General features: G+C 69.2%; 9 protein-coding genes. 7 read left to right on the top strand and 2 right to left on the bottom strand.

What is annotated here, in order from left to right; all coding sequences use genetic code 11:
* Nucleotides 1–202: 202 nt before the first annotated feature.
* The 4 genes from AC1Q7H_RS08960 (at nucleotide 203) to AC1Q7H_RS08945 (ending at nucleotide 4264) form a co-directional block, all read left to right on the top strand.
* Nucleotides 203–406, top strand: a complete 204-nt coding sequence (locus AC1Q7H_RS08960; RefSeq protein ID WP_010810931.1) for a cold-shock protein — start codon at nucleotides 203–205, stop codon at nucleotides 404–406.
* 227 nt (nucleotides 407–633) lie between these two features.
* A complete protein-coding gene (hpnD, locus tag AC1Q7H_RS08955; RefSeq protein WP_013953808.1) occupies nucleotides 634–1503 on the top strand; it encodes a presqualene diphosphate synthase HpnD in 870 nt (289 codons plus the stop codon).
* Nucleotides 1504–1562: 59 nt separating this feature from the next.
* On the top strand, nucleotides 1563–3581 hold the full coding sequence (gene shc / locus AC1Q7H_RS08950) for a squalene--hopene cyclase (protein ID WP_492381128.1): 2019 nt from the start codon (nucleotides 1563–1565) through the stop codon (nucleotides 3579–3581).
* Nucleotides 3578–4264, top strand: coding sequence for a phosphorylase (locus tag AC1Q7H_RS08945; protein ID WP_013953810.1), 687 nt, complete (start codon nucleotides 3578–3580; stop codon nucleotides 4262–4264). The genes shc and AC1Q7H_RS08945 overlap by 4 nt, the downstream gene beginning before the upstream one ends.
* A gap of 18 nt (nucleotides 4265–4282) precedes the next feature.
* Here the strand turns inward: AC1Q7H_RS08945 and AC1Q7H_RS08940 are convergent, their stop codons facing one another.
* A complete protein-coding gene (locus tag AC1Q7H_RS08940; RefSeq protein ID WP_013953811.1) occupies nucleotides 4283–5542 on the bottom strand; it encodes an Hsp70 family protein in 1260 nt (419 codons plus the stop codon).
* A gap of 251 nt (nucleotides 5543–5793) precedes the next feature.
* On the opposite strand from AC1Q7H_RS08940, the gene nfsB reads away from it, so the two are divergent.
* The 3 genes from nfsB (at nucleotide 5794) to AC1Q7H_RS08925 (ending at nucleotide 8664) form a co-directional block, all read left to right on the top strand.
* The gene (nfsB, locus tag AC1Q7H_RS08935) at nucleotides 5794–6438 is read left to right on the top strand and encodes an oxygen-insensitive NAD(P)H nitroreductase (RefSeq protein WP_492381127.1); all 645 of its coding nucleotides are present in this window, start codon (nucleotides 5794–5796) and stop codon (nucleotides 6436–6438) included.
* A 145-nt stretch (nucleotides 6439–6583) separates the two neighbouring features.
* On the top strand, nucleotides 6584–7783 hold the full coding sequence (locus AC1Q7H_RS08930; protein WP_013953813.1) for a CaiB/BaiF CoA transferase family protein: 1200 nt from the start codon (nucleotides 6584–6586) through the stop codon (nucleotides 7781–7783).
* The gene (locus AC1Q7H_RS08925; RefSeq protein ID WP_013953814.1) at nucleotides 7780–8664 is read left to right on the top strand and encodes a citryl-CoA lyase; all 885 of its coding nucleotides are present in this window, start codon (nucleotides 7780–7782) and stop codon (nucleotides 8662–8664) included. Before AC1Q7H_RS08930 ends, AC1Q7H_RS08925 begins: the two co-directional genes overlap by 4 nt.
* A gap of 5 nt (nucleotides 8665–8669) precedes the next feature.
* On the opposite strand, the gene AC1Q7H_RS08920 is transcribed toward AC1Q7H_RS08925, so the two are convergent.
* The gene (locus AC1Q7H_RS08920) at nucleotides 8670–9923 is read right to left on the bottom strand and encodes a GGDEF domain-containing protein (RefSeq protein ID WP_249679014.1); all 1254 of its coding nucleotides are present in this window, start codon (nucleotides 9921–9923) and stop codon (nucleotides 8670–8672) included.
* Between the last annotated feature and the right edge of the window lie 84 nt (nucleotides 9924–10007).

Below are 10007 nucleotides of genomic sequence, written 5' to 3'. Positions count from 1 at the left end.
GAATGATTCCCACTTGTGCAGCGCCCATGCGGTGTGTCTTTTGGTGTTGTCGTTCCGTGACGTTTTCGGTTGTCACGACAGCGACATATCGAAGTCATATGGAATGCGCTGGCGGGGAACATAAAAAGGATCCGCTGGGTGCGTTGCACACGGTGTATAACGAGCGTTTTCGCTCATTTTGAAATTCAAGGTTGAGATAGATATGGAAACCGGTACCGTTAAGTGGTTCAACGACGCCAAGGGCTTCGGCTTCATCACGCCGGATGAAGGTGGCAATGATCTGTTCGCGCACTTCTCCGCAATTGAAGGCAATGGCTTCAAGTCGTTGAAGGAAGGCCAGAAGGTACGCTACGTCAAGGCCATGGGCCAGAAGGGCGAGCAAGCCACCAAGATTCAGGCCCTCTGATACCGGTGGAGTCCGGGCCGGTCCAGCGGACCGGCCGGAAGGAAAGCCCCGCAGCTTCGGCGCGGGGCTTTTTTATTGGCGCGCCGGCACCGGGGCGGTGGAGACTGCGATCCTGCAACGGGTGAAATTGCTATAATCGGCCGACCCACAACCACCCTCCCGCCAGTGGGCGCGCACGGATGCTGCGCGGTCAGTGCGGGACGGTATGCAGCGTGTCGAGGAGTTACGTGGCCGGTACTCAAATCGCAACGCAAGACGCCCCTGTCGCCGCCGACCATGGCGGCCAGGCCGGCCCAGCGGCATCGGCCGGCAGTTCCTTCCATGCCGCGCTGCGCATCCTGCCGTCAGCGCAGCGCCAGGCCATGTTCGAGATCTATGCGTTCTGCCGCGCGGTCGACGACATCGCCGACGGCAACGCACCGCACGCCGAGCGCCTTGCCGCGCTCGATGCCTGGCGCCACGACATCGCCGCCTGCTACGCCGGCAATCCGCCTCGCGCCCTGCAGCCGCTGAGCGCGCAGATCCGGGCCTTCCACCTGCAGCAGCAGGATTTCCTCGCCGTGATCGACGGCATGACCATGGACGTGGTGCAGGACATCCGTGCCCCCGACGCGGCCACCCTCGACCTGTATTGCGATCGTGTCGCCAGCGCTGTCGGCCGGCTGGCGGTGCGCGTGTTCGGCCTGGAAGAAGCGTGCGGCATTGCGCTTGCGCACCACCTGGGCCGCGCGCTGCAGCTGACCAATATCCTGCGCGATATCGACGAAGACGCTGCCATCGGCCGGCTCTACCTGCCGGCGGAAGCGCTGGCCGCGGCCGGCATCGGGGCGGACACGCCCCAGGCCGTGGTGGCCCACCCCGCCGTCGGCCAGGCCTGCGCGGCCGTGGCGCGCGAGGCCCAGGCGCACTATGACCAGGCCTATGCCATCATGGCGCGCTGCCCATCCCGGCAGGTGCGCTCGCCGCGCATCATGGCCGAGGTCTACCACCGCATCCTGGCGCGGCTGCGCACGCAGGGCTGGCGCGCGCCGCGCCAGCGCGTGCGCCTGCCGCGCGCCCAATTGCTCTGGATCGTGCTGCGCCACGCCATTGGCTGAGCGCTGCACCCGATGCATGCCGGGCGCGGCCGCGCCGCGCACCGGCATAAGGAGTCTGCATGTCGATGAATGAGACCGCCTTTGCCACGGCAGTGCCACGGATCGCGCCGGCCAGCGCGGGCGACAGCCCCTCGCCGCGCGGCGCCGCGCAGGCACTGGACCACGGCATCGGCCGCGCGATCGACGCGCTGCTGCACCAGCAGCGCCCCGACGGCCACTGGGTCTATGAACTGGAAGCCGACGCCACCATTCCCGCCGAATACGTGCTGATGGTGCACTACCTCAGCGAAGCCCCGGACCTGGAGCTTGAAGCCCGCCTGGCCCGCTACCTGCGCCGCATCCAGAATCCCGATGGCGGCTGGCCGCTGTTCCATGAAGGCCGCTCCGACGTCAGCGCCAGCGTGAAGGCCTATTTCGCGCTGAAGATGGCCGGCGACGATCCCCAGGCCGCGCATATGCAGCGCGCGCGCCGGGCCATCCACGCGCTGGGCGGCGCCGAGGCCAGCAATGTATTCACGCGCACGCTGCTGGCCCTGTACGGCGTGATGCCGTGGTCGGCGGTGCCGATGATGCCGGTCGAGATCATGCTGCTGCCGCAGTGGTTCCCGTTCCACCTGTCCAAGGTCTCGTACTGGGCGCGCACGGTGATCGTGCCGCTGCTGGTGCTGAACAGCCTGCGCCCGCAGGCGCGCAACCCGCGCGGGGTCGGCATCAATGAGCTGTTCGTCGGCAATTGCCATACGGTGCGGCTGCCGCCGCGCGCGGCGCACCAGCACGCCGGCTGGTACACCGTGTTCCGCGGCCTGGACGCGCTGCTGCGCGTGGCCGAGCCGCTCGTCCCGCGCACGCTGCGCCGGCGCGCCATTGCCGCGGCGCAGGCCTTCGTGCGTGAGCGGCTCAACGGCGAGGACGGCCTGGGCGCCATCTTCCCGGCAATGGCCAACAGCGTGATGATGTTCGACGTGCTGGGCGTGCCGCCCGACGACCCGGCGCGCGCGGTGGCGCGGCAATCCATCGAGCGGCTGCTGGTCGAGCACGGCGACGAAGCCTATTGCCAGCCCTGCCTGTCGCCGGTGTGGGATACCGCGCTGGCCGCGCACGCGCTGCTGGAAACCGGCGAGGCGCGCGCAACCGCCGCGGCCGGGCGCGGCCTGGACTGGCTCAGGCCGCTGCAGGTGCTGGACGTGCGCGGCGACTGGATCGTGCGCCGCCCACGGGTGCGCCCCGGCGGCTGGGCCTTCCAGTACGCCAATCCCTATTACCCGGACGTGGACGACACTGCCGTGGTGGCCGCCGCGATGGACCGCTACATGCGCGCGCACGATGTGCCGGGCCGCTATGACGAAGCCGTGGCGCGCGCCGCCGAGTGGATCGTCGGCATGCAAAGCAGCGACGGCGGCTGGGGCGCGTTCGAGCCCGAGAACACGCATCTCTACCTGAACAACATCCCCTTTGCCGACCATGGCGCGCTGCTGGACCCGCCCACCGCGGACGTGTCCGCGCGCTGCCTGTCGATGCTGTGCCAGATCGGCGCCACGCCGGGCAAGAGCGAACCCGCCGCGCGCGCGCTGCGCTACCTGCTGGCCGAGCAGATGCCCGACGGCAGCTGGTTCGGCCGCTGGGGCACCAACTATATCTACGGCACCTGGAGCGCGCTGTGCGCGCTGAACGCCGCGGGCCTGGCCCCGGAAGCCCCCGAGATGCGCCGCGCCGTGGCCTGGCTCGAACAGATCCAGAACGCCGACGGCGGCTGGGGCGAGGACGGCAGCAGCTACCGGCTCGATTACCGCGGCTACGAGCCGGCGCCGAGCGTGGCCTCGCAGACCGCGTGGGCGCTGCTGGCGCTGATGGCAGCCGGCGCCGCGCGGCATCCGGCGGTGGCACGCGGCATCGACTACCTGCTGCGCACGCAGCAATCCGGCGGGCTGTGGCATGAGCCACGCTTTACCGCCGTGGGCTTTCCGCGCGTGTTCTACCTGCGCTATCACGGCTATGCGCGCTACTTCCCGCTGTGGGCGCTGGCGCGCTACCGCAACCTGCAGCGCGGCGGCGCGCACCAGGTGTCCTGGGGGCTATGACGGCACCGTTCGTGCTGGTCGTCACCGGCATGGCGTTCGAGGCGCGCATCGCCGCCGGCCCGCATTGCCGCGTGGTGCACGGCCTGCGCGGCCTTGCGCTGGAACAAGGCGTTTCCGCGATGGCGAGCCGGTACTGCATGGGCATTCTCAGCTTTGGCGTGGCGGGCGGGCTGGATCCCGCGCTGGCGCCGGGCGATCTCGTGCTGGCGGACTCGGTCTGCGCGGCAGGCGAACGCTACGACACCGACATGACCTGGACCCGGGCAATGCACGCGGCACTGCCGCATGCCAGGGTCGGGGTCCTTGCCGGCGCGGACCAGCCGGTGCTTTCGGTTGCCGCCAAGCAGATGCTGCACCGGGCCACGGGGGCGCTTTGCGTCGACATGGAATCACACCTCGCCGCGCGCATGGCGGCGGCTTGCCGGCTGCCGTTCGCGGCTTGCCGCGTGGTGATCGACCCGGCCAGCCGCGCGGTCCCGGCTGCCGCGGCGGCGGGCATGGGTGATGACGGCAAGACCGATGTGGGCGCGGTGCTGGGCAGGCTCTTGCGCGCGCCGTGGGAACTGCCGGCGCTATTGCGGCTGGCGGGCGATGCGGCGGCCGCGCGCGGCGCGCTGCGGGCGGCCCGGCTGGCGCTGGGGGATGAATACGGCTTGCGCGATATGCGAACGCTGGCCGGCTGAGGGGATCCCCTGACGGCGTCAGCCGCCAAACTTCCGCACAGCATCCAGCGCCAGCCCGCTGCCGATGCTGCCAAACCGGTCCCCTTCCACGCAACGCGCTTCCGGCAACAGCGCCGCCAGCCGCTGCCGTAGCAGCGGCACGCTGCTGGAGCCGCCGGTGAAGAAGATGGTATCTACCGCGGCGCCATCCACGCCGGCGTCCACCAGCAGCTTCTGCACAGTCTGCTCGGTCTTCACCACCAGCTTGTCGATCGACGCATCGAACTCGTCGCGCGTGATGGTCAGCGTCAGCCCCTGCTCCAGCCGGTGCAGGTCCACGTCGGTGCTGCCGTCATCGGACAAGGCGATCTTGGCGGCTTCCATCTGGATGGCCAGCCAGTGCCCGGCACGCTCGCGGATCAGCCGCACCAGGCGGTCGAGCTTGACCGTATCCGCCGCGTCGCGGTAGTTGTCCATCACCAGCGACCACGCCTTGCGCGTATAGACCAGGTTGATGGTGTGCCAGCTGGCCAGGTCGAAATACTGGCTGGACGGCATCGCCTTGCCGTTGCGCAGCGCGCTGCCCAGGCCCAGCAGCGGCATTGCGCGCGCCAGGCTGAGCGCACGGTCGAAGTCGGTGCCGCCGATATGCACGCCGCCATTGGCCAGGATGTCGTCGCGCCGGTCGCTGCGCGCGGCGCGCTCGGGCGACAGCCGCACCAGCGAGAAGTCCGAGGTACCGCCGCCGATGTCGGCCACTAGCACCAGTTCCTCACGCGTGATCCGGGCCTCGTAGTCGAAGGCCGCGGCGATCGGCTCGTACTGGAACGCGATCTCGCCGAAGCCCGCGTCGCGCGCGATCTCGGCCAGGGTGTCTTCGGCGAGCTGGTCGGCGGCCGGGTTCTCGTCGATGAAGAATACCGGGCGGCCCAGCACGGCGCGCGAAAACTCCGTGCCGGCAGCCTGCTCGGCACGCGTCTTCAGCTCGCGGATGAAGTGCGCCAGCAGCTTGCGGAACGGCATCGCCTGGCCCATCACCTCGGTGCTGTCGTCCATCATCGAGGTGCCCAGCAGGCTCTTGAGCGAACGCATCAGCCGGCCTTCATAGCCAGCCAGGTAATCACCCAGCGCGGCGCGGCCATAGCTGACCAGCGGATCCTCCGCATGGAAGAAGATCACCGAGGGCAGCGTCACCTTGCCGTCCTCCAGCGGCAGCAGCGCCGCCGGCCGCTCCGGATGGCTCCAGCCGACCGTTGAATTGGACGTGCCGAAGTCCAGGCCGCATGCGTTTGACATCATCGATTCCGTTCCCTGCAAGACAAAGTAGCCCGCGCGGCGCAAGGCCGGCGCGGGCGGGGGCGTCATTGTAGGGCAGTCGCGCTGACCGTGGAGGCCCGAGGGGCAGACGATGTTGTCGGGAAGCTATTTTCAAACATGCATTGAAGGCAGTACTAATCAAATGCCTCTTTTTCAATGACATGGCAACTGGGACCATGGTGACCTCGGCGTGGTGCTCCCTGCATCACCCACTTTCCAACTGGAGCCTGGTCATGAATCTCTCCGACATCGTCGATACCCGGTATGCCACCAAAGCCTTCGAGGCAGGCCGCACCCTGCCCCAGGCCACCGTGGACCAGCTGCTCGCCGTGCTGCACAAGAGCCCGTCCTCGGTCAATTCCCAGCCGTGGCACTTCGTGGTTTCCGCCACGCCCGAAGGCCGGGCACGGATGACGCGCGCCACCGTCGACCGCCATCCCTACAACACGCAGAAGATCCAGGACGCCTCGCATGTGATCGCGCTGTGCGTGCGCACGGAAATGGATGCCGCCCACCTGGCCGGCATCCTGGCGGCCGAGCAGCGCGACGGGCGTTTTGCCGATGACGCTGCCCGCGCCGGCATGGACAAGATCCGCCGCGGCTTTGTCGACCTGCACCGCTACGACCTGCAGCACTGGATGACACACCAGGTCTACCTGGCGCTGGGCGGCCTGCTGATGGCCGCGGCCGCGCTGGGCGTGGACGCCACGCCGATGGAAGGCATCGATACCGGCCCGCTCGACCTCGAACTGGGCCTGCGCGAGCGCGGACTGACCAGCGTGGCGCTGGTCAGCCTGGGCTACCGCAGCGCGCAGGACTTCAATGCCGCGCTGCCGAAGTCGCGGCTGTCGCGGGAAGAAGTGTTCACGTTCCTGTAATTCCGTTCCAGCAAGTCCGGCCCCGGCAGGGGCTGGCGCGTGCCTTGACACGCCAGCATGCGCCTCCTATGCTGCGTCTGTTCTTTATTAAAGACCATTGTTCTGTTCTACGGAACGTCAAGAACGTACGGCCGGACGTAGCCCCATGCAAAAGCCCCTGCGCCATATCCGCGTGCTCGACCTCACCAATGTGCTGGCCGGGCCGTTCTGCTGCCACCAGCTTGCCCACCTGGGCGCCGAAGTCATCAAGGTGGAAACCCCCGGCACCGGCGACCTGGCGCGCCAGCTGGGCGCCGATGCCGAGCTGAACCAGCGCCTGATGGGCGTGTCGTTCCTGGCCCAGAACCCCGGCAAGCAGTCGCTCACCCTGAACCTGAAGCACGCGCGCGGCAAGGAGGTGTTCCGCAAGCTGGTGCAAAGCGCCGACGTGCTGGTGGAGAACTTCCGCCCCGGCGTGATGGACCGGCTCGGGCTGGGCTACGAGACCCTGAAGCAGGACAACCCGCGCCTGATCTACTGCGCGATTTCCGGTTTCGGCCAGGACGGGCCGCTGGCCGGGCTGCCGGCCTATGACCAGATCATCCAGGGCATGGCCGGCGTGATGAGCATTACCGGCGATGCGCAGAGCGCACCGTTGCGGGTCGGCTATCCGGTCTCGGACACCATCGGCGGGCTGACCGCGGCGCTGGCGGTGTCGGCGGCGCTGGCGGACCACCAGCGCACCGAAGGCTATTTCATCGACGTATCGATGCTGGAAGCCACGCTGGCCACCATGGGCTGGGTGGTGTCCAACCACCTGATCGCCGGCAAGGTGCCGGCGCCGATGGGCAACGAGAACATGACCGCCAGCCCCTCGGGCACGTTCCGCACCGCGCACGGGCTGCTCAATATCGCCGCCAACAAGCAGGAACAGTTTGAAGCCGTGTGCCGCGTGCTGGGCCGTCCCGAGCTGGCCGCCGATGCGCGCTTCGCGCAGCGCCAGGCACGGCTGGCCAACCGGGGGGAACTGACACAGGCGCTGGAAGCAGAGCTGGCGAAGAAGCCGGCCACCGAATGGTGGCCGCTGCTGACCGAGGCCGGCGTGCCCGCCGGCCCGGTGCTGGACGTGCCGCAGACGCTGGCCCATCCGCAGGTGCGCGAGCGCGGCATGATCGGCGAATTTGCCGATGCGCCCGGCGTAGGCCGCGATATCCGCGTGGTGCGCACCGGCTTCAAGCTCAACCGCGAGGCCCCGGCCGTGGACACGCCGCCGCCGGAGCTGGGCCAGCATACGCGGCAGGTGCTGGCCAGCCTGGGCTACAGCAATGCGGACATCGACCAACTGAGCGAGGAGCGCGCGATATGAGCGGCATCGACACCAGCAGCCACCCCGGCCACACCCGGGATGACGCCATGGACCCGGGCCAGCGCCTGTCGCAGGACTGGTGGCGCACCGGCATCATCGACATGCGCCCGGGCGAGATCCGCTACCGCGGCTACCCCATCGAACAACTGATCGGCCGGGTCTCGTTTGCGCAGATGATCTGGCTGATGCTGCGCGGCGAGCTGCCCGGCCCCGGGCAGGGCGAGCTGCTGGACGCGGCGCTGATGGCCGCGGTCGACCACGGCCCGCAGGCGCCCAGCATTGCCATCGCACGCATGGCGGCCACCTGCGGCGTGGGGCTGAACAACGCCATGGCTTCCGCCGTCAACGTGCTGGGCGACGTGCATGGCGGCGCCGGTGAACAGGCGGTGGCGCTTTACCAGGACGTGGCGCAGCGGCTGGATGCGAGCAGCGCCATGGACGACGCCGTCGCCGCCGCGCTGCAGCACTACCGCGACCTGCACGGCAAGTTCATTGCCGGCTTTGGCCACCGTTTCCACCCGGTCGACCCGCGTGCGCCGCGGCTGCTGGCGCTGGTCGACCAGGCCGCGGCCAACGGCGTGGTCAGCGGGCGCTACGCGGGGATCGCGCGCGCGGTCGAGGCAGCGCTGGGTGCCGGCCGCGGCAAACCCATCCCAATGAATATCGATGGCGCCACCGCGGTGATCTATGCCGAACTGGGCTTTGCCGCACCGCTGGCGCGGGGGCTGTTCTGCCTGTCGCGCTCGGTCGGCATCCTGGCGCATGCCTGGGAACAGACCTGCGAGGGCGGGCGCAACAAGGGCCCGATGCCGCGCCAGTTCCTGTGGACCTATGACGGTGCGCCGCAGCGCGATGTGCCAGAGCCAGGCCGGCAGGCATAACGGGGTCAGCCGGCCAGGTCGGGCTCAGGCGCCAGCATTGACGCCGGCGATGCGCTCGCGGCCGCCGGCGCCACCATGGACGAGGCCAGCACGTAGCGGTCGCGCCCATGTTCCTTGGCGTGGTAGAGCGCGCGATCCGCATCGGCGAACAACAGGCGCCACAGCGCTTCCTTGCTGCCCGGGCCGCCGCGCAGCTGCGCCATGCCAATGCTGACGCTGGCATGGCCATGGCCGGCGGGCAGTTCGATCGCGCGCACCTTGCGCAGGATCCGGTTGGCCAGCGCCGAGGCCTGCTGCTCGTCGGTATGCGGGCACAACACGCAGAACTCCTCGCCGCCATAGCGCCCGGCCACGTCCGAGGCGCGGCGCGAATTGTCCAGCGCATGCGCAACCTCGCGCAGCACGGCGTCGCCGGCGTGGTGGCCGAAGGTATCGTTGACCTGCTTGAAATAATCGATGTCGATCACCAGGCAGGACAGCGCCTGCCCGTCGCGCTGCCAGCGCGCCACCAGCGACAGTGCCGACATCTCAAGCGCCCCGCGGTTGAGCAGCCCGGTCAGGGCATCCACGCGCGCGCCGCTTTCGTTGTGCGCGATGATCTGCTCCATCGCCATCATGGTGAAGCCGAACAGGCCCAGCAGCGTGGCGATCAGCGGCGCTAGCAGCCAGGCCGAGCCGGCCGGGCCGGCAAAGAACAGCGTCAGCGGCGCGGCGCCCGCACCGCCCGCCACGGGCAGGTTCATGGCATGGCTGAAGCCGGCCAGCTGCGTGGCCAGATGCACCAGGCTGGCCACCAGCACCAGCGGCGCGCCGATGCTGCGGCGCCCGCGCCCGGCGCGCGCCAGCGTGGCAAAGGTGGCCAGCGACACCAGCGCCAGCAAGCCGTAGACAATGCGCAGCACCACCTGCTGCCCGTCGGGCATGCCGCTGGTGGCCGCGATCAGGCCAAGCACGATCACGCCCGCGGCGGCCAGCGCCGCGGGATGGGCCGGCACCCCGTAATAGACCCGCACGCCGCGGTAGATCAGCAGCCAGCCAGCCACGAACGCCAACGCACCCAGCGTGCCCAGATGGCCCGTGCCGCTGGCAGCGCTGATGGCCAGCGCCAGGCCCGCGGCCGACACCAGCACGTGCCCGAACGCCCACAGCCGCCCCGCCTCGCTCGCGCGCAGCGCGAACACCAGCCCCGCCGCAATAATCAGCGTGCTGCAGAAAAACACCATCATCACCACCGCAATGGTCTGCTGGTCCAGGTGCACGGGGATTTCCTCAAGGATGCCGTCTGCCGCGCCGTCAATATCGAGCAGCGGGCATCAGGCCACAGGGGCGCGAAGCAGGCATCT

The sequence above is a fragment of the Cupriavidus sp. GW823-FHT06D04 genome (assembly GCF_058795055.1).
The sequence above is the reverse complement of the archived record's forward strand: the minus strand, read 5'-3'. Positions and strand labels throughout refer to the sequence as shown.

Excerpts from the sequence above, each read along its gene's own strand:
- AC1Q7H_RS08940 (WP_013953811.1), bottom strand. The coding sequence starts at position 5,542 with ATGATGTCAAACGCATGCGGCCTGGACTTCGGCACGTCCAATTCAACG.
- AC1Q7H_RS08945 (WP_013953810.1), top strand. The coding sequence starts at position 3,578 with ATGACGGCACCGTTCGTGCTGGTCGTCACCGGCATGGCGTTCGAGGCG.
- AC1Q7H_RS08925 (WP_013953814.1), top strand. The coding sequence starts at position 7,780 with ATGAGCGGCATCGACACCAGCAGCCACCCCGGCCACACCCGGGATGAC.
- shc (WP_492381128.1), top strand. The coding sequence starts at position 1,563 with ATGTCGATGAATGAGACCGCCTTTGCCACGGCAGTGCCACGGATCGCG.
- AC1Q7H_RS08930 (WP_013953813.1), top strand. The coding sequence starts at position 6,584 with ATGCAAAAGCCCCTGCGCCATATCCGCGTGCTCGACCTCACCAATGTG.
- AC1Q7H_RS08960 (WP_010810931.1), top strand. The coding sequence starts at position 203 with ATGGAAACCGGTACCGTTAAGTGGTTCAACGACGCCAAGGGCTTCGGC.
- nfsB (WP_492381127.1), top strand. The coding sequence starts at position 5,794 with ATGAATCTCTCCGACATCGTCGATACCCGGTATGCCACCAAAGCCTTC.